Below are 19,446 nucleotides of genomic sequence, written 5' to 3' on the forward strand. Positions count from 1 at the left end.
CTACCAGAAAGGCATCACCTTCTCAATTACATTCCCGCTCCACAACAATGCGCCAGCCACTGGCCGGGGCCTCCCCACAGTATTTGTCGGAAAGCCACACATCGCCAGCCCCGACCACTTCTTCACTGCCTTCGTTCACCTCCAGAAACAACGGTAGCCGCGCTCTTTCCCAGGGTGGAATGTTCTGTTCCTGCAGCCAGTTCTTGAGGGATTTCGAGGGGCCATCAGGAGTGGGCCGAAGGCGTTCGCCCCCTGCCCTCGTAGATATCCTTATATCCGGCACGGGCATTTCCGGATCAGCAGCTGCCTCAAGCCGCAGGCGCCACTCTCCCCATACCCGCTCCTGACCCGGAACCAGGGACAGCCTGACTTGCGGCAACGCGGGGCGCTTGCCAACCAGATAAAGATTCCCCTTATAACGGCGTATCGTAAAGCCATTACCACGAAGCTCAGGGTCGCCATCCGCAGGGGCGTTGATCAGGTCGGCGATTACACGGGGCCAGTCGGCGATTGACGGCGGGGCATATCGGTTATGGATGATCCACCAGCGAAGCAGATTTTTCTGTTCCGCCACAGTAAGTTGTCCCAGGGCGTTCACATCGAGCGTTTCCTGGCTGGTAGCGCATTGCTGGAACCGAACTTCTGCCAACTTTACGGCCAGCTCATCAGCCTCGCGACAGGAACGCGCGCTGTGCGCAATACGATTGACCAGCGACGGCCAGCGGCCCTTGAGAAGCGGCATGATGGACTGGCGCAGGAAATTACGGTCGAACCGCTCATCGGTGTTGCTGGGGTCTTCTACCCAGTCGATGCCCTTCTCCGTTGCCCAGGCCTCGAGCTCAATGCGCGACAGGTCGAGCAGCGGTCTGTGCAGCGTCCCGTTTCCCAGTGGCCTTGACCGGGGCATACCCCCGAGCCCCGCTATGCCAGTGCCCCGCAGCAACCTGAACAGTACCGTCTCGGCCTGATCATCACCGTGGTGTGCCATCAACAGCAGGTCGCCAGTACTCAGAACATTCTCAAGGACCTGATAACGGGCATTTCTCGCCGCTTCCTCAATCCCTCCACTGGAACCGTTGCCGGGGTCCTGCGGGGCTTTGACCTGTACCCGCTGCACGTGAAGAGGCACATCCAACTCACTGCAAAGCTGCTGGCAGAATTGCTCAGTGTGACTGGCATTGGCCTGAAGTTGATGATTGACGTGAACCGCCGATAGCTGGCCGGTATGGGCATACAACCGGGCAGCCACATGGAGAAGCAGAACAGAATCCATTCCACCGCTCAGTGCGATCCATAGGTGTGAATGGGGAGGCAGGTTCCTGACCGGGGCACAGAGGGCCTCCGGCCAGTCAGATCCAGAGCCGGGGTTACCGGCCCGTGTCATATCGGGTCAGCCGCTCATAACGACGGGAAACCAGTTCATCCACTGGCAAACGACCCAGTTCGGCGACTCCCTTGCTCAGAGTTGCGCGCAGGGACTCCGCCATTTTTTCAGGATTGCGATGAGCGCCGCCAAGCGGTTCGGTAACGACGTTATCAGCAAGGCCCAGATCTTTCAGGCGCTCCGCGGTAACGCCCATTGCCTCGGCCGCCTGAGATGCGTACTCCGCACTCTTCCAGAGAATCGAGGCACAGCCTTCGGGCGAGATAACCGCATAGGTGGAATACTGCAACATGTTGAGCTGATCGCAAACGCCGATAGCGAGAGCGCCGCCGGAGCCACCCTCACCCACGACGGTGGAGATAATCGGCGTTTTCAGGCGGGACATCACTGCCAGATTGAAAGCAATGGCTTCGCTCTGGCCGCGCTCCTCGGCACCGATACCGGGATAGGCGCCCGGCGTATCGATAAACGTCAGGATCGGCATGCGGAATCGTTCGGCCATTTCCATCAGACGCAGGGCCTTGCGGTAGCCCTCCGGGCGGGGCATACCAAAATTGCGCTTTACCTTGTCGCGCACTTCACGGCCTTTCTGATGGCCAATCACCATCACCGGCTGCCCCTCCAGGCGAGCCGTACCACCAACGATGGCCTGGTCGTCGGCGTAACGACGATCACCATGCAACTCATCGAAATCGTCAAAGATCATGTCAACGTAGTCGAGGGTATAGGGCCTGCGCGGATGACGAGCCAGTCTTGAAACGTCCCAGGGCTTTAGGTCCGAAAAGATGCTTTCGGTCAGGCTGACACTTTTTTTGCGTAGCCGGCTGATCTCGTCGGTAATATTGATGTCTGTGTCGTTACCCACCATGCGAAGCTCTTCAATTTTGGCTTCAAGGTCGGCAATAGGCTGTTCGAAATCCAGATAGTTAGGGTTCATGATGTTCCATCATTTGCTTGCAAGGCGCGAATGTAAGTCGCCAAACCAGAATTTTGGACAAAGATAGCAGCGCCCGGGCCATGGCTAAAGCGTACCTTGGTATGAGTCCGCTTTCTGACAAAAACGTAATGTTTCAGTTTGTCCGCCACACCCGGGATAAACCTTGCCGGACACTATCAATCATAGACCAGTTCTACGGACTGGTCGCCCACCAGATATTTCAGCTCCAGCAAAAGGTCGTCATCCGGCTGAACGCGCCAGGATTCACCCAGTTCGATACGGGTGCTGGCATTATCACTGCTGTATTCGATCCACACCGGGCTGCCTTCACATCGAAAGGGCCGCAAGGTGGAGTCCAGCTTGTCAAGCAGACCGTTCTGCAACTGGTCGGCGTGTATGGCCAGCTTGAGCCCGCGACTGAACTGTTGCCGCGCCGTGCCCACGTCCATTACCGAGTTCACCCGCATTTTCATCTGGCCGGAGTAGTCATCGTGGCTGACCTGCCCCTCAACCACAATCACCTGGTCCGACTGCAACAACTCCCGGTTTTCAAAAAATGCTTCCGAGAACAGGGTTGCCTCAATGCGGGCACTGCGGTCATCCAGAGTGATAAAGGCCATGGTGGAGCCGGTCCGGGTTTTCATCGAGCGTTGAGCCACCACCAGGCCCGCAACACGCTGGGGTTGCCGCGCGGGTTTGAGGTCGGCAATGGAGGAGCGCACGAACCGGCGCACTTCTTTCTCATATTCGTCGAACGGGTGGCCGGTCAGATAGATCCCGAGGGTGTCCTTCTCACCTTTCAGCCTCTCCTTCTCGGGCCATTCCCGGACATTCGCCACATCGGAATAGGGATCGCCATCTTCACCGCCCATCAGCATCTCACCGAACATATCGGTCATGCCCACAGATTCGTTGCGGGACTGCTGTCCGGCCTGCTGGATTGCCTTGTCTATGCTCGCCATCAACTGCGCCCGACCAGCTCCAAGTTTATCCATGGCCCCGGAACGAATCAGCGCCTCCATCGCGCGCTTGTTCACTTTCTTCAGATCCACGCGGCGACAGAAATCGAAAATGTCCTCGTAAGGCTCGCCATTTGCCCGCCCCGCCTGGATACTGCCAATCGGGCCTTCACCCAACCCCTTGATGGCCCCAAGGCCGTAAACAATGGCGCCATCCTCGTTCACTGTGAAGGTGTATTCAGAGCGGCTGACATCGGGCACCAGTAATTCCAGCCCCATACTCCGGCACTCTTCAACCAGCGTGACTACCTTGTCGGTGTTCTGCATGTCCGCGGTGAGTACCGCCGCCATGAACTCAGCAGGATAATGGGCCTTCAACCAGAGCGTCTGGTAGGAAACCAGGGCATAGGCAGCGGAGTGAGATTTGTTGAAGCCATAACCGGCGAACTTCTCCACGAGGTCAAAAATGTTTTCCGCCAGCGTCTTGTCGATGCCGTTTTTTTCGCACCCGTCCAGGAAAAACTGTTTCTGCTTGGCCATCTCCTCGGGCTTTTTCTTGCCCATAGCCCGACGCAGCATGTCGGCGTTACCAAGGGAATAGCCCGCCATAACCTGGGCGATCTGCATAACCTGTTCCTGGTAGAGGATAACCCCGTAGGTGGGCTCCAGAACCGGCTTCAGGCCGTCGTATTGATAATCCGGATGCGGAAATGACATGGGCTGGCGACCATGTTTACGGTCGATAAAGTCATCCACCATGCCGGACTGCAACGGCCCGGGCCGGAACAGCGCCACCAGGGCGATCATGTCTTCCAGGGAATCCGGCTGCAGGCGGCGGATGAGGTCTTTCATGCCCCGGGATTCCAGCTGGAATACGGCCGTGGTTTCGGCTTTTTTGAGCATGTCGAAGGACGGCACATCGTCCAGCGGGATTTCGTTGATGTCCAGCGCCGGTTTGCCCTGTTTCTCCCGGCGGGGATTGATCATCTTCAGGGCCCAGTCAATGATGGTAAGGGTCCGCAGCCCCAGGAAGTCGAACTTCACCAGGCCGGCGTCCTCCACATCCCCCTTGTCAAACTGGGTCACCAGGCTGCCGCCTTCGTCGTCACAGTAAAGCGGCGAGAAGTCGGTGATCCTGGTGGGCGCGATAACTACACCCCCGGCGTGCTTGCCCGCGTTGCGGCAGACACCCTCCAGCTTTAAGGCCATCTCCCAGATTTCCTGGGCTTCCTCGTCATTTTCCAGAAACTCGACCAGCTGTGGTTCCTGTTCCAGCGCCTTCTCCAGGGTCATGCCCGGCTCGAAGGGGATCATCTTGGAGAGCTTGTCCGCCAGCCCGTAGGACTTCCCCTGAACCCGGGCCACATCGCGAACCACCGCCTTGGCCGCCATGGTTCCGAAGGTGATAATCTGCGAAACCGCCTCACGGCCATATTTCTCCGCCACATAGGCGATCACCCGGTCACGGCCTTCCATGCAGAAGTCGACGTCGAAGTCGGGCATGGAGACCCGTTCCGGATTCAGGAAGCGCTCGAACAGCAGGTCATACTCAAGGGGGTCAAGGTCGGTAATCAGCTGGGCGTAGGCCACCAGCGAGCCGGCACCGGAACCCCGGCCAGGGCCCACCGGCACGCCGTTATTCTTGGCCCATTTGATGAAGTCCATTACGATCAGGAAGTAGCCCGGGAAACCCATCTGGGTAATGATGTCCAGCTCGAAGTTAAGCCGTGTGTAATAGGCCTCCCGCTTCGTGTCGTACTCCGGATCATCCTTACTCAGGGTTTTCGCCAGCCGCTCTTCCAGTCCCTCTTCCGATACCTTGCGGAAGTATTCATCAATGGTCATGCCATCGGGGATGGGATAGTTCGGCAGGAAGTACTCGCCCATCCGGACCTGAACCGAACAGCGGCGGGCGATCTCTACGGTATTTTCCACTGCTTCGGGAATGTCCGAGAACAGTTCAATCATTTCTTCCGCACTGCGAAGGTACTGCTGGTCGCTGAAACGCCGGTCTCGACGGGGGTCGTCCAGTGTCCGACTTTCACCGATGCAGACCCGCGCTTCGTGGGCCTCGAAGTCTTCCGCGTGGAGAAAGTGAACGTCGTTGGTAGCCACCACCGGGCACGAAAGAGCCTCCGCCAGCTCAACGTTCAGATGCAGACAGTCTTCGTCACCGGGCCGTCCCGTGCGCTGCAGTTCCAGGTAAAACGATTCCGGATAAAGCGTCATCCAGTATTCAGCACGTTGACGAGCAAGATCCGGCTTGCCCGCCATCAGCGCCTTGCCAACGTCGCCCATCCGGGCCCCTGAAAGGGCAATGAGTCCTGATGTACGACTTTCGAGCCACTTGCGCTGAATAATAGGCTTACCGAAACGCTGACCCTCGGTGTAGCCCAGGGACACAATTTCGGTGAGATTCAGATAACCGTCTTTATCCCGCGCAAGCAGGGTTATCCTGAAAGGGTTGTCGGGCTCTTCGGGGTTTTCTATCCAGAGATCAGCACCGATGACGGGTTTAACGCCGGCTCCCATGGCAGCCTTGTAGAAGCGCACCAGGGAACACATGTTGGACTGCTCGGTCAGGCCAACCGCTGGCATCCCCAGCTCTGCAACCCGGCTGATCAACGGCTTCACCCGCACCAGCCCATCTACCATGGAATATTCGGAGTGCACGCGGAGGTGGACAAAGGTCTGTGACATAGCGCCGGGGTATTCCTGCTTGTTGGTTCCGGATCGGGGCGAGTTCAGAGCCCGATCAGTTCTTTAATGTCTTCTTCGGTCTGAGGACCGAAACGGGCTTCCAGGAGATCTCCGTCAGGGTTGATAACGAAGGTTGCCGGCAAGGCCACCGGGGTTTTCCAGCCAAACTCGGGGCCGGGGTCCTCGTTAAGCATGCCGTACCTGATGCCCATTCTATCCCCCAGGTCGATCAGTTCGTGGCCCTGGATGTCATCGAAGTTCACACCCAGAACCACAATGGCACTGGACCTGTCGAGGTCATTCAGTTCCGGGATTTCCTCCAGGCAGGGTTTGCACCACTCTGCCCAGTAGTTGACCAGAACCCAGTGGCCACGCAGGCTTTCCCACTGCAGCACCGTGCCGTCCGGCTTCTCAAACTCCGTTTTCTGACACCCCGCCAACATCAACAGGGCAAGTATAATACCGATCAGGCGTACTCCGCTCGAATAACGAACCACGGCAAGGGGCTCGGTAGGGTATTGCACAGGGTGGCCTCCTGTTAGACTACGGCGCTCGTACATACTTGCAGTTTACCTGATCTGGAAAGAGGGAGAACCATGACAGAACCGACCCGTATTTTCCACAACCCCCGCTGCTCAAAATCCCGGCAAACCCTTGAACTCCTTCGAGAACAGGGTGTTGAACCAGAAATTATACGCTACCTGGAAACACCGCCGACAGAGCAGATACTGGAACAGATTCTCCAGGCTCTCGATATCGGCCCGCGGGAACTGATGCGGACCGGGGAAAAGGAATACAGGGAACAGGGTCTGGACGCCCCGGAGCTTGACCGGCAAACCCTGATCAAAGCCATGGTGGCAACCCCGAAACTGATTGAGCGCCCCATCGTCATCAAGGGCAATAAGGTGGCCCTGGGCCGACCGCCCGAGAACGTCCTTAATATTCTTTGAACGGAGACAGGTGATGGCTGAGGCCCCTTACATTCTGGTGTTGTACTACAGCCGCACTGGCCAGACCGCTGAAATGGCTATACAGATTGCCCGGGGTGTGTCCCGGGTAACGGGCATCCAAGCCAGAATTCGCACAGTACCGGCCATATCGCCGGATACGGAAGCGTCGCTGCCGGCGGTACCGGACGACGGGGCTCCCTACGCCAACAAGGACGACCTTGCGAATTGCGCGGGTCTGGCCATTGGCAGTCCTACCCGTTTTGGCAACATGGCCGCGCCGCTGAAGTATTTTCTCGACAGCACCGGGGATCTCTGGCTGAACGGAGCTCTGGCCGGAAAACCAGCAGGTGCGTTTACTTCCACCGGCAGCCTTCACGGCGGGCAGGAAGCCACGCTGCTGACAATGATGGTGCCACTATTGCACCATGGCATGGTGTTATGCGGGGTGCCGTACTCGGAGAATGCGCTGAACGAAACCGACTCCGGTGGCACCCCCTATGGTCCGTCCCACTGGGCCGGCACCGGAGAGCAGCAGGCGGTAACGGAGCACGAGAAAACCATCTGCCAGACATTCGGTGAACGCCTCGCGCGGATCGCCGTAAAACTGGTTGACTGACCGCCCACTTCCAACAACGGAATCCTGAATGCTTCACAATCCGAAAGCACGCATCACAGCCCGAACAACCATTGCGCTTTATCTTGCAACCCTGGTAGCTCTGGTAGTTACCACATTCTACCCGGTTCAGACTGAGGGTGTCTCGGTGACCCTGATGCTCAGTATCAAGCTCCTCCCGCTTCTGGCCTTTGCCGTACCGGTGTTCCGTGGCCATAACCGCGGTTATATCTGGCTTAGCTTTGTGGTTATTTTCTACTTCACCCGTTACGTGGTCTCGGCGTGGCTCAGCGAGGGTGCCATCGCCCCCATCATACTGACAGTGCTGACATTCCTGCTGTTTACAGTAGCCATGGTCCATCTTAAGGTGAATCGTCCACAGCCGGTTTCAGAAACCTGACAGGAAGCACTCCATGGCCGACAGCACCCATCCACCCGCGCCCCACAGAAACACGCTGACCCTGAGGGATATCTGTACCGCCCTGGTGACCAGTGGCGAGATTTCCCAGGAAGACGCGGAGCGGGTTCTCTCGGCCAATATCAGTGCCTTCACCGGCGGTAGCGGGCCGGCCAGCCAGCGCCACCCGCTGGAACTGGTGGCCAAGTCAGGCCTGGAGAGCCAGAAAACCGGGCGCACCCTGGATCTGGAAAAGCTCACGCAGTGGCTGGCCGGCTGGGCAGAACAGCCCTATTACCATATTGACCCACTGAAGATAGATACGCCGGCCATTGCCCGGGTGATGTCTTATGCCTTTGCCCAGCGCCATGGCATTCTCGCCGTAGAGATCGGCCAGGATGAAGTCCTGATAGCAAGCAGCGAGCCCTTCAAGAGTGACTGGGAAAGCAACCTGCGCCAGGCCGTCGGCAAGGACATTCGCCGGGTAGTTGCCAACCCCGACGATATTCGCCGATACACGGTCGAGTTCTATCAGCTGGCCAGCTCTGTCAGCAAGGCCGGCGGCAACAAATCTGCCAACCCCGCCGGTGCCCAGAACTTCGAGCAACTGCTGGATCTGGGCGCCAGCGAAAACCCCGACGCCAACGACCAGCACGTAGTCAAGATCGTCGACTGGCTGCTGCAATACGCCTTCGACCAGCGTGCGTCTGACATCCACATCGAGCCGCGGCGAAACGTCACCCAGGTGCGCTTCCGTATCGATGGCGTACTGCACAATGTTTACGAGTTTCCGGATCAGGTCGGTGTTGCTGTCACCAGCCGGCTGAAGATCCTTGGCCGGCTGAACGTGGCGGAAAAACGCCGCCCTCAGGATGGTCGCATCAAAACCCGCAAGCCGGACAACAGCGAAGTGGAGCTTCGCCTCGCCACCATGCCCACCGCCTTCGGCGAAAAAATGGTGATGCGGATCTTTGACCCGGAAGTGCTGCTGAAGTCCTACGAACAGCTGGGTTTTTCAAAGGAAGACCGGGAACGCTGGCAGGGCATTACCGACCGCCCCCACGGCATTGTCCTGGTCACCGGGCCTACCGGCTCTGGTAAAACCACCACCCTCTACTCCACGCTCAAACAACTGGCCACTCCCGAGGTGAACATCTGTACGATCGAGGACCCGATCGAGATGGTAGAGCCTGCCTTCAACCAGATGCAGGTGCAGACCAATATTGAGCTGACCTTTGCCTCCGGCGTGAGAGCTCTGCTACGCCAGGACCCGGACATCATCATGATTGGCGAAATCCGCGACCTGGAGACCGCCGAGATGGCGGTGCAGGCCGCACTGACCGGGCACCTGGTGCTGTCGACATTGCACACCAACGATGCACCCAGCGCCATTACCCGCCTGATGGAGCTGGGCATTCCTCCCTACCTGATTCGCGCCACCGTACTGGGCGTAATGGCTCAGCGGCTGGCCAGAACCCTGTGCCCCCACTGCAAGGAGCCGGGGCCGGTGGACGAGCAGGCCTGGCAGAGCCTGACAAGGCCGTGGAAGGCAACCACTCCAAAGCAGGTCTATCACCCGGTGGGCTGCCTGGAATGCCGCAACACTGGCTACTATGGCCGCGCGGGGGTGTATGAAATCATGCAACTCTCCGGCAACCTGATCCGCCAAATCACCGAACAGTGCGAACTGGAGCAGCTGAGGGTGGATGCCTACAAGAACGGCATGAAATCCTTACGGCTCAGTGGCGCGCAGAAAGTGTCAGCCGGTTCCACGACGGTCGAGGAAATTCTGCGGGTGACCCCCGAAAGCCAGCGTTGAACCGCATGGCGATTCATGACTCCGCGGAAACGCCGCACTGGCCAAGAAGTTGCTTCCAACGCCGGTCGTGGGCTTCAGCGGCGCGCTCCAGTTGCTGCCAGAGGCTTTCAGCAGTATCGCCGGCCAGGTGACGCCGATACCAATCCCGGAAGACATCCGGCATGGTATCGAACTGCTGGGCCGCCAGCTTCTCCAGTGGCTCAATCAATGCTTTGCGCGCCTGCTCGATACTGCCCAGATAGGTCTCAACGCTGCCGGTATAGCTGCTTCTGTAAGTTTTTTTGAGCACGTCCGACAGCCCGCCGGCGCTCTCTTCCGGGCACGGAGGATCGGTTTCAATGCGCTCAACCAGCAGTGCTGTAGCGTCATCAAGCCGCGTGGTCAGCAGTCGGGCACTGTTCAGTAGCTGACCCGCGCTGTGCTCAGCCTGCCAGCGCTGATGCACGTGGCCAACGTAATCCAGTGGCTCGTCGGAGTTGCCGGCCAACAGCCCTGCCACGGTCTGATTCAGCTGGCCGACGTCTGCTGCCAGCTCAGCGACAACAGCCTCACCGCCGTCCCGGGGATAGTATCCCTGCGAGAGGGTAAACAGCTTTTCAATCTCCTCCACGCCCCAGGTCGCGTTCCATACCGCAACAGACAGCGTTTCCGACTTGCTCTCGATCGCCTTTTCCAGTTCTTCCTTAACCCCCTCGCGCTCGGCCTCGGGAAGACAGTCCCGGGCGGCGCGGATAAAACGGGTTTCATACCGCAACTGGTTCAGTGGCTGCATCACACGGCCCATGATGGAATTGCGCTCACCAACCACGTATTGCAGCTCACAGCCATAGAGAGAAAGGAAATCCAGCATGCCCATATCGAGCTCTGGCAGGTCAAGGACACGTTCACGCCGACGGGGTATTTGCGCTACTGGTTCGATCCCGGACAATTCGGGACTCAGCTCCAGCGCTCCGGCCACCTCCGCGACATAATCGTCCAGCCAGCCGTGAACACCAGTGTCCGGCGCACAGCCAGCAAGGGAGAAGCAAATCAGCGAGGCAATCAGGGTTCGTATATCAGGCACATAGCCTCCTGCTCACAGAATTTGGAGAAGAAGGCACACAGGGCGGGTCAGCGTTTCAGCAGAAACCGGTCAACGTCGGCAAAATCCCTGGCCACCGGTCGTTCCGTGTCCGGGATATCACCTTCACGAATCAGCCAGATGGTTTGCATACCAGCACTTTCAGCGGCTTGCAGTTCTGCCTCCACATCCGACAGGAACAACACAGTGAGCGGTTCGACACCAAGCTCGTTCAGAATATTGCCGTACGACTCTGGCTCCTTCTTGCCACCAATACGGGTATCGAAGTAGCCGGAAAAGAACGGTGTCAGGTCCCCTGCCTCGCTGAACCCGAATATCAGCTTCTGTGCCTTCACGGAACCGGAGGAGTATACGAACAGGCGGAAACCACGATCATGCCAGCGCTGAAGGTATTCAGCTGCATCCTCATATACGTGGCCACGAAAGGCACCCTGCTGGTAGCCCTGCTCCCAGAGCATTCCCTGCAGAGCCTTCAGCGGCGTTTCCTTGCGGTCTTCGCGAATCCACGTATCCAGTACCCCGACAAGCCCTTCGATGTCGTCTCTGGCGACCCCGGAGATCTGTGCAACAGGATCCAGTTGCTCCCGGATATCAGTACTGTCGGCCTCACCTTCCCGCACAAAGTCGGCCATGTACTTTGCCGAATAGGGAAACAGCACATCATGAACGAAAGAAATCGAACTGGTGGTGCCCTCAATGTCCGTAAGGATAACGCGAATCATCCGGCCGCTCCTGCCAGGCGTTCGTAGCGGGGCAACCGGCTGGCAATGTCTTCACCGGTAAAGTCCGCAACCCAGCCTTCCGGGTTAGTGAACAGGCGGATACATGTGAACGCCGGTTCCGGGCCCATATCAAACCAGTGGCGTGTGCCATCCGGTACGCTGATCAGGTCATTTTTCTGACACAGAACGGCATATACCTGATCCCCGAAATGCAGGTAAAAAAGCCCCCGGCCACGAACGAAGAAGCGCACCTCGTCTTCACTGTGTACATGTTCGTCCAGAAATTTCTTGCGAAACACCTCTTTCTGGGGATTGGCCGGATTCAGGCTGATTACATCCGCTGTCTGAAAGCCACACTCGTCCTTGAGCGCCTGAATCTCATCTGCGTAGGCTTCCAGGATATCGTCCGATGACGCTTCCGCAGGCAGGTCCCGGGTGTTCCATTGCTCGAACCGTACACCGTGCTCTGCCAGCAGGCTGGCAATCCTGCCGGCGTCTTCGGTGACCACGCGTGGGGCTTCGGGTGCACTCTGGTCAAAAATACTTAACGTTGTCATCGGCGGACCCTCATGGTTTCAAGCTCGCATTCAAACAGAAATTCAAAGGCTTCAACATGGCGCAAGCAGTCTGCCATGGTCCTGCCCCAGGTATAAAGGCCATGCCCGCGAATCAGGTAACCGGGCTGTTCCGGGTGCTGCCGGAACCATTCCCCGCTTTGCTGCGCCAGTGCAGGAATGTCCTGAGTGTTGTCGAACACCGGCACCGTCAGCTCTGACTCGTGGGTATCAATGCCCGAGAAAGCCTTCTGCAGCTCGTAGCCCTCCAGTATCAGCGGCTCTCCGGCCGGCAGCAGGCGGCTCAGCACGGTTGCCTTTACCGAGTGAGTATGCAACACCGCGCCCACCTCGGGAAATAGCTGGTACAGAACCGTATGCAGCTGTGTTTCAGCCGATGAACGGGCATTGCTCTGAACCGCCTTTCCCGCCAGGTCCACCACCATCACATCGCCGGCCACCAGCTGGCCTTTGTGGCGACCGGAGACAGTGACCGCGATATGTTCATCATCAATTCGCGCGGAGTAATTGCTGCTGGTGGCCGGAGACCAGCCCTGACTGTAGAGAAAATGGCCGGCATCGATGATGGATTGCGCGGCAATGGCGTAGCGGGTTACGTCGAACAAAAGGCACCTCGGAACAGACACGCCGTTCAGCGCTTGATGGTTTCCATTATAAGGATGGCCGGGCCACCCGCAAATGCTGACGGACCACAATCAGGTCCGCAACCACAGAAATGGCGATTTCAGCCGGTGTCTTGCTGGGGATATCAATTCCGATCGGCGCTCTCAGCCTGCCCAGTTGCTCATCCGTTACCCCCAACGAGGCCAATCTATTACGACGCTGAGCCGATGTGCGGGCAGAGCCCATGGCACCAACGTAAGAAGCCCCGGACTTCAGCGCCGCCATCAGGGCCATATCATCCACACGGGGATCATGGGCCAGAGCCAGAACCCCGGCCCATGGATCATCGAAGGAGCGACTGACCAGATCATCCGGCAGTGCCTGGATCAGTGGCAGTCCTGTGTGCACCCAGCCTTCTGAAAACCGTGAACGAGGTTCGCAGAGGGTGACGGAGAAATCTGCCGCCCGGGCAAACTCGCCCACGTAGCGAGCCACCTCACCCGCGCCCACCAGCAACAGCCGGAACTCGGGTACCAGGTCATGCCTTAGAACCTGATCGTCCACCGTAAGTCCACCTTGCCGGTTGCCCGCAGGTTCACACTGCGCGATACCGGTGGCCAGGGAAACAATCCGGGCCACCGGGTTTCGCGCTTGCAGTGCCTCCAGTACCACGTCCACATGAGGCAAATCCCGCTCGGGAAACAACGGTTCCACCAACAGGCGTATGTGGCCGCCACAGGGCAGACGGAAATCGTCCCGGTCCTGATCGGAAATGCCATAGTCGATGAACTGGAGCTGCTCCGGCCCGCCGGCGATGCAGCGATTGAGCAGATCCTCTTCCAGACAACCGCCCGAGACCGAACCGGACCAGTCACCGTCGCTGCTGACCGCCAGCCAGGAACCAGCCGGCCTCGGGGAAGAGCCCCAGGTTTCGGTAATCGTGCACAGCCACACCCGCTTTCCGGCATTTAGCCAGTCGTGAACGTCATTGAACACAGATTCATGGGCGCCAGTGGCCATGGAGTCGCTTACACCTGTGCTTTCAGTGGAAGCCTGCGCTGGCGCCGGCCGGTCAGGGCAAACAGCGCGTTGCCCAGTGCCGGGATCACCGGCGGAACGCCCGGTTCGCCGACGCCAGTGGGTGACTCCTCGCTATCAACGATGTCGACCACAACATCAGGTCGCTGGTCGTGTCGCATCAACGGATAATCGTGGAAATTGCTCTGCTGGACCTGCCCGTCCCTGAAGGTAATGTTGCCGTAAAGTGCCGCCGTGAGGCCGAAAATCACACCGCCCTCAATCTGGTCCCGCACAATATCCGGGTTGACCACCTGCCCACAGTCTACTGCGCAGACCACCTTGTGCACCCGGATTTCCCCGGCCTCGACACTGGCTTCGACCACCTGGGCCACGTAAGTGCCGAAACTACGGAACAGAGCGATCCCACGTGCCCGGCCTTCCTGGGCTCCGTCGTGCCATTGTGACAATCTGACAGCACGGTCCAGTACTTCCAGATGCCTGGGTTCGTGGTCAATCAGCGACCGTCGGAACTGATAGGGGTCCTGCCCCAACTCATAGGCAAGCTCATCCATAAAAGTTTCGACCGCGAAGCCATTATGGGAAAAGCCCACCGACCGCCACCAGGAGACCGGCACTCCCGGGTCCGTGTGGGTGTGGCGAATATCCAGGTTTGGTACCCGGTAGGGATACTCGATGGCACCTTCGATAGCGGAATGATCTTTTGGCGTGGCTATTCCCTCAGCCATCAACCCCACCCGCCCCAGGGTGTTGTAGAGAAATTTTGGCGCCCAAGGATACTGTGCAGGCGCCGCGTTGCGTACGTACCAGTCCAGTATCTGGGGGCCGACAATCTGGTGGTGCCAGCCGGTAAGCTGACCACCGCTGACACTGGCCTGCATACGATGCAGCATGGCCGGGCGATACAGATCGTGGCGTGTGTCTTCCTCCCGCGACCAGATCAGCTTGACCGGCTTGCCCACCCGGAACGCCACAGCCGAGGCTTCCTCTATATAATCATTGGTGAGCCGCCGCCCGAAACCGCCCCCCAGGAACGTGGTGTGGATGGTCACATCGTCCGGCGACAGGTCGGTTACCCTCGCAGCGGCAATACGCCCCAGGTCCGGGGCCTGGGTTGGAGCCCATACATCAATGGCACTGTCGCGGTACCAGGCCGTGGCATTCATCGGCTCCAGCGTGGCGTGTGCCAGATAGGGCTGTTCGTAACTCGCCTCAACCACCCATTCGGCACTTTCAACCGCGTCGTTGTAGTCACCCTCGCTGCGCTCGCTTTCACCCCGGTCCTCATCGGCCGCCTTGTGATAGGAGGTAAACACCTGTTCATCAGACAACGCCAGAGCATCGCTGTTATCCCATTCAATGCTCAGTGCATCCTGTGCCTTGCGAGCGCGCCAGTATTTATCGGCAACGACGGCAATGCCCCGCTCGATTTCGAAGATGTCCAGTACGCCGGGCATCGTGCGGGCAGCAGAATCATCAAAGGAGCGAACACGGCCGCCATAACGGGGTGGTCTGGAAACCACCGCATAAACCATCCCCTCCAGTTCCACATCAATGCCGTAAATCGGCGCGCCAGTGGATTTGGCTTCGGCATCCAGGCGGCCCCGTTTCTTGCCGATGTATTGCCATTCCTCCCTGGGTTTCAGAGCGGGGTCATCAGGGACCATTTGCTTCGCCGCCAGCTCGACCAGCTTGCCATATGGCAGGCTCCGGCTTCCATCCGGATGCACTACCCGGCCGTCTGCCGCCCGGCACTCTTCCGGGTTGACTTCCCATACGCTGGCAGCAGCCCTGATCAGCATGATGCGGGCAGAGGCCCCGGCTACCCTTAAGGGCTGCCAGCTGGTCGCCATGCTGGTACTTCCGCCCGTCAGTTGCAGCTTGTAGAGAGGATTGCGGTACTCAGACGCTACCGGAGCAAATCTGGGCTGTATACCAGCGGGAGCCACTTCAAGCTCCTCCGCAATCAGCGTGGTGAGGCCGGTGTAGGTGCCCTGTCCCATTTCTACCCGGGCCAGAGTGAAATAAACCTTGTCGTCGGTGGTCAGTTCCAGCCAGGCATCGGGCTTCCAGTCGCCACTTTTTTCATCATAACCGGTCTGCACCCCGGCACAGCCCGGCAGAGACAGGGAAAACACCAGCCCGCCGGAAGCGCCCGCAGTCACCTTGAGGAAATCGCGTCGGTTCAGGGTCATATCACGCTTCTCCATGGCCGGACTGGTCGGCGCGGTTTTCAACCACGGATTCGACAGCGGCAACAATGCGGGAATAGGTACCACAACGGCACAGGTTACCGCTTACCGCCGCGACGATGTCTTCACGGGAAGGAGACCGGCTGTTCTGCAGCAAATGCGCAGCGCTCATAATCTGACCAGACTGGCAGTAACCGCACTGGGGAACGCCGTGCTCCACCCAGGCCCGTTGCAGGGGATGTAAATCTCCGTCGGTCGCCAGCCCCTCTATAGTGACCACCTCGGCGCCTTCAGCCATTTCCACCGGAGTGGAACAGGAACGCACCGGCTGGCCATTCAAATGCACAGTACAAGCGCCACACAGGCCCATCCCGCAGCCGAATTTGGTGCCCTTGAGCCCGAGTTCATCGCGGACCACCCACAACAGTGGGGTGTCATTTTCAACCTCAACAGTTCGCTCTCTGCCATTCACAGTCAGGCGCACGGCCATGGATACTCTCCCGTGTTCACCGGAGCCATGGCCCCGGCTGAGTTTTTATTGTTTCTTCAGCCGGAACGGCCTTATTTGACGACGTCCTCACCGTCCTTGTCGGTCCAGATCTTTCTTTCGCCGGTTGGCATTTTACCCTCTGAGTCCCAGACCTCCCGGTCTGTCGTCGCCTCTTCGACCTTGCCGTTATCATTCCAGATAACACGGTCCTTGCACCCGGCCAGGGCCGCTGCCACGAAAAGTACCAACATCAGTTGCTTCACTCTTACCTCCGGACCGATTCTATCGGTTTTGGCGGATTAACCTCAGGCACCGTGAATTTCACGGTTGCGTTGCTTGTCACGGTCGCCCTTGCGAACCATGACGTATACGGCACCGGTACCGCCATGGCGCTTCTGGGCGGAATGAAATGCCAGCACATCCTCCAGCTCCGGCAGCCATTTGGCGATGTAGCTCTTGAGCTGGGCGATGCCATCCGGGTTACGCTCACCCTTGCCGTGCAGGATGATCACAGACCGCAGCCCATAGCGGACACAGTCGCCGATAAAGCCGTACACTTCCCTGCGGGCCTCCTCGACCGTCATTCGGTGCAGGTCCAGGCGTGCTTCAATCGGATACTGCCCCAGCCGGAGTTTGCGAAACACCCCGTGCTGCACACCGGGACGCTGCCAGCACAGGACATCATGCGCTGTCAGCGGTTCCACCATGTCAGCCGTCAGCGGGTTACGGTCTTTCAGTGGCTGGTCCATGGCTGACCGCTGCCGCTCGAGGTGGCCGGGAGTCAGTTCCTTTGGAGATTTCACGTCAGCCTTGTTGGGCTTCCGGATGCGACGGACGTCCTTCATCTCCTCCAGAAAGCTCAGGCGCTCATCTTTGGTCGTCATGTCGATGTCATTTTCAGTCGGGTTGGTAGGACTTTACCACCCGCCTCCCCCATCATAAAGGAGCACCGGCGAGCACCACCGGCACGGGTGTTAATTATTGACTCTCCGACGAAAATCTTAGCGCCTGCACGCGACCAGTTGGTCTACACTTCAGGCTCATAACAACGACAACGGAGCGCGTTTATGACCGCCGCACCCCAGGACAGCGAACGCCCTCAGAATACCCGCGCCATTATGACGTTTCTGCGCGAGCATTCGCCATTTTCAAACATGGATGACACGCACCTGGCCCATTTTGCCGAACACGCGTCCCTGCGATTCTACGCGGACGACGATATCGTGCTTTCGCCCGAAGACGGTCCGGTGAAACGATTCTACATCGTCAAACAGGGGCGTATTCGCGGCGAGCGCTCCCGTGACAGGGATGGCGAGACGGAAACGACTTTTGAAATCAGTCAGGGCGAGTGTTTTCCCCTCGCCGCTCTGATCGGTGAGCGCCCTACCCGCACCCTTCATCGGGCCTCCGGTGACACCTTCTGCCTCAGCATTGAACACGATACCTTTGTCATGCTGTTCTCACAGAGCGATCCTTTCCGGGATTTCTGCCTGCGGGGCGTAAGCAGCCTTCTCGACCAGGTTAACCAGCGAATCCAGAGCGGCGCGATGGCGTCAATCGGCGGCGGCAGCTCTCTGGATACGCCGCTGGAACGATACGCCATTCGCAACCCAATTGTGTGCTCACCGGACCTGCCTGTCCGCAAGGCGGTCGCGCGAATGCACGAGAACAATGTGGGCAGCATCGTAATAACCGATGACGAGCGACACCCCAAAGGTATCTTTACCCTGAGGGACCTGCGCACCATGGTGGCAGAAGAAAAAGGCCCGCTGGACACTCCCATCGGACAGGTGATGACAAAAAACCCGTGCTGCCTGACCGCCGAGGCCGATGCATTTGAGGCGGCAATGCTCATGGCAGAACACCACTTTGCGCATATCTGTGTGGTGGACGAGGACAATCGCCTGATCGGCATGGTCTCGGAAAGAGACCTTTTCTCCCTGCAGAGAGTAGACCTTGTCAACCTTGCCCGAACCATCGGCACAGCCAGCCATCTGCGGACCCTCGTCAGTCTAAGAACCGACGTTTCCAGGTTGGTAGATGCCATGCTGGCCCATGGCGCGGACTCCGGCCAGGTCGTAAAGATCATTACCACCCTGAACGACGCCACCGTGCGCCGCGTGCTGGAACTGAATATTAAGAAGAACGACCCGGGCATTCCCTTCACCTGGCTGACCTTCGGCAGTGAAGGCCGCCAGGAACAGACCTTACTGACGGATCAGGACAACGGCATCCTGTTTGAAACGCCGGATGGAATGACTGAAGACCAGGTGCGGGAAAAACTGCTGCCCTTTGCCAACACCGTCAACAAGGAACTGGCTGAGTGCGGCTTTACGCTGTGCAAGGGCAATATTATGGCCAGCAACCCGAAGCTGTGCCTGAGTGGACGTGAATGGGATGACTGGTTTGTCCGGTTTATCGACGCCTCCACCCCTCAAAATCTGGTGTATTCATCCATATTCCTCGACATGAGAGCCGTATTCGGCCCCACAGAGCCGCTGGACGCCCTCCTGGACAAGGTCCTTACCCGTATCCGCAAGAATGCCCTGTTCCAGAAAATGCTTGCGGGCAACGCCATTACCCGCAAACCACCGTTGACCATGTTCCGCAACTTCCGCTACGCCCCGGATGGCAAGAAACACAACCTTGACCTCAAACGTCAGGGCCTGGCGCCATTCGTAGAGGCCGTAAGGGTATTTGCTCTCGCCAACGGCGTCGGCGAGGCCAATACCCTGGAACGAATGCGCAAACTGGCGGAGAAAGGCGTCTTCGACCCCAAGGATGCCAATGCCTGGCACGAGGCCTACAGCCTGATTCAGGCCATTCGCATGCGTGCCCACCAGGAGATGCTGGAACGGGATGACCCCCTCACCAACTACATCAATCCCGACGACCTCAACCCGCTGGACCGGCGAATTCTTCGTGAATCTTTCCGCCAGGCCCAGCGCTTGCAGCAGAAGCTGGAAGTGACCTATCAACTCTGACC

At 58.6% G+C, this 19,446-nt stretch carries 18 protein-coding genes; 5 read left to right on the forward strand and 13 right to left on the reverse strand.

Translation table 11 applies throughout. The features are described 5' to 3' along the window. Nucleotides 1-22: 22 nt before the first annotated feature. The 4 genes from tilS to ABJM11_RS08910 form a co-directional block, all read right to left on the reverse strand. On the reverse strand, nucleotides 23-1,384 hold the full coding sequence (gene tilS, locus ABJM11_RS08895; protein ID WP_348297141.1) for a tRNA lysidine(34) synthetase TilS: 1,362 nt from the start codon (nucleotides 1,382-1,384) through the stop codon (nucleotides 23-25). Further along, nucleotides 1,368-2,321, reverse strand: coding sequence for an acetyl-CoA carboxylase carboxyl transferase subunit alpha (gene accA / locus ABJM11_RS08900; RefSeq protein WP_348297142.1), 954 nt, complete (start codon nucleotides 2,319-2,321; stop codon nucleotides 1,368-1,370). The genes tilS and accA overlap by 17 nt, the downstream gene beginning before the upstream one ends. Nucleotides 2,322-2,497: 176 nt before the next feature. Next, nucleotides 2,498-5,980 carry a DNA polymerase III subunit alpha gene (gene dnaE / locus ABJM11_RS08905; RefSeq protein ID WP_348297143.1) on the reverse strand — a complete coding sequence of 1,161 codons (3,483 nt, stop codon included), beginning with the start codon at nucleotides 5,978-5,980 and terminating at the stop codon, nucleotides 2,498-2,500. A 44-nt stretch (nucleotides 5,981-6,024) separates the two neighbouring features. Next, nucleotides 6,025-6,504 carry a TlpA family protein disulfide reductase gene (locus ABJM11_RS08910; RefSeq protein ID WP_407069985.1) on the reverse strand — a complete coding sequence of 160 codons (480 nt, stop codon included), beginning with the start codon at nucleotides 6,502-6,504 and terminating at the stop codon, nucleotides 6,025-6,027. Nucleotides 6,505-6,576: 72 nt separating this feature from the next. On the opposite strand from ABJM11_RS08910, the gene arsC reads away from it, so the two are divergent. The 4 genes from arsC to ABJM11_RS08930 are packed head-to-tail and all read left to right on the forward strand — an operon-like array spanning nucleotide 6,577 to nucleotide 9,759. Then, entirely contained in the window at nucleotides 6,577-6,930 is a 354-nt protein-coding gene (arsC, locus tag ABJM11_RS08915) for an arsenate reductase (glutaredoxin) (RefSeq protein WP_348297144.1), read from the forward strand. 13 nt (nucleotides 6,931-6,943) lie between these two features. Then, a complete protein-coding gene (wrbA, locus tag ABJM11_RS08920; protein ID WP_348297145.1) occupies nucleotides 6,944-7,546 on the forward strand; it encodes an NAD(P)H:quinone oxidoreductase in 603 nt (200 codons plus the stop codon). A 28-nt stretch (nucleotides 7,547-7,574) separates the two neighbouring features. Beyond that, nucleotides 7,575-7,943, forward strand: coding sequence for a DUF2069 domain-containing protein (locus ABJM11_RS08925; RefSeq protein ID WP_348297146.1), 369 nt, complete (start codon nucleotides 7,575-7,577; stop codon nucleotides 7,941-7,943). A 13-nt stretch (nucleotides 7,944-7,956) separates the two neighbouring features. Next, nucleotides 7,957-9,759: a GspE/PulE family protein gene (locus ABJM11_RS08930; RefSeq protein WP_348297147.1), complete on the forward strand. Its 1,803-nt coding sequence runs from the start codon at nucleotides 7,957-7,959 to the stop codon at nucleotides 9,757-9,759. Between the two features lie 13 nt (nucleotides 9,760-9,772). Here ABJM11_RS08930 and ABJM11_RS08935 read toward each other — a convergent pair whose 3' ends face one another. The 9 genes from ABJM11_RS08935 to smrA all read right to left on the reverse strand — a co-directional run bounded on the left by ABJM11_RS08935 (nucleotide 9,773) and on the right by smrA (nucleotide 17,344). After that, nucleotides 9,773-10,822, reverse strand: a complete 1,050-nt coding sequence (locus ABJM11_RS08935; RefSeq protein WP_348297148.1) for a DUF3080 family protein — start codon at nucleotides 10,820-10,822, stop codon at nucleotides 9,773-9,775. 47 nt (nucleotides 10,823-10,869) lie between these two features. After that, nucleotides 10,870-11,562 carry an acireductone synthase gene (gene mtnC / locus ABJM11_RS08940; protein ID WP_348297149.1) on the reverse strand — a complete coding sequence of 231 codons (693 nt, stop codon included), beginning with the start codon at nucleotides 11,560-11,562 and terminating at the stop codon, nucleotides 10,870-10,872. Continuing rightward, entirely contained in the window at nucleotides 11,559-12,119 is a 561-nt protein-coding gene (locus ABJM11_RS08945; RefSeq protein WP_348297150.1) for a cupin, read from the reverse strand. Before ABJM11_RS08945 ends, mtnC begins: the two co-directional genes overlap by 4 nt. After that, a complete protein-coding gene (locus tag ABJM11_RS08950; RefSeq protein WP_348297151.1) occupies nucleotides 12,116-12,742 on the reverse strand; it encodes a methylthioribulose 1-phosphate dehydratase in 627 nt (208 codons plus the stop codon). The genes ABJM11_RS08945 and ABJM11_RS08950 overlap by 4 nt, the downstream gene beginning before the upstream one ends. Nucleotides 12,743-12,788: 46 nt before the next feature. After that, nucleotides 12,789-13,760, reverse strand: a complete 972-nt coding sequence (locus tag ABJM11_RS08955; protein WP_348297152.1) for an XdhC family protein — start codon at nucleotides 13,758-13,760, stop codon at nucleotides 12,789-12,791. Nucleotides 13,761-13,768: 8 nt separating this feature from the next. Next, entirely contained in the window at nucleotides 13,769-15,973 is a 2,205-nt protein-coding gene (locus ABJM11_RS08960; RefSeq protein WP_348297153.1) for a molybdopterin cofactor-binding domain-containing protein, read from the reverse strand. Between the two features lies 1 nt (nucleotide 15,974). Beyond that, on the reverse strand, nucleotides 15,975-16,460 hold the full coding sequence (locus tag ABJM11_RS08965) for a (2Fe-2S)-binding protein (protein ID WP_348297154.1): 486 nt from the start codon (nucleotides 16,458-16,460) through the stop codon (nucleotides 15,975-15,977). Between the two features lie 71 nt (nucleotides 16,461-16,531). Further along, nucleotides 16,532-16,723, reverse strand: coding sequence for a hypothetical protein (locus ABJM11_RS08970; RefSeq protein ID WP_348297155.1), 192 nt, complete (start codon nucleotides 16,721-16,723; stop codon nucleotides 16,532-16,534). A 42-nt stretch (nucleotides 16,724-16,765) separates the two neighbouring features. Continuing rightward, entirely contained in the window at nucleotides 16,766-17,344 is a 579-nt protein-coding gene (gene smrA, locus ABJM11_RS08975; RefSeq protein WP_348297156.1) for a DNA endonuclease SmrA, read from the reverse strand. A 183-nt stretch (nucleotides 17,345-17,527) separates the two neighbouring features. On the opposite strand from smrA, the gene ABJM11_RS08980 reads away from it, so the two are divergent. Next, a complete protein-coding gene (locus ABJM11_RS08980; protein ID WP_348297157.1) occupies nucleotides 17,528-19,444 on the forward strand; it encodes a putative nucleotidyltransferase substrate binding domain-containing protein in 1,917 nt (638 codons plus the stop codon). Nucleotides 19,445-19,446: the final 2 nt, after the last annotated feature.

This window comes from Marinobacter sp., from assembly GCF_039977835.1.
GTDB lineage: Bacteria > Pseudomonadota > Gammaproteobacteria > Pseudomonadales > Oleiphilaceae > Marinobacter.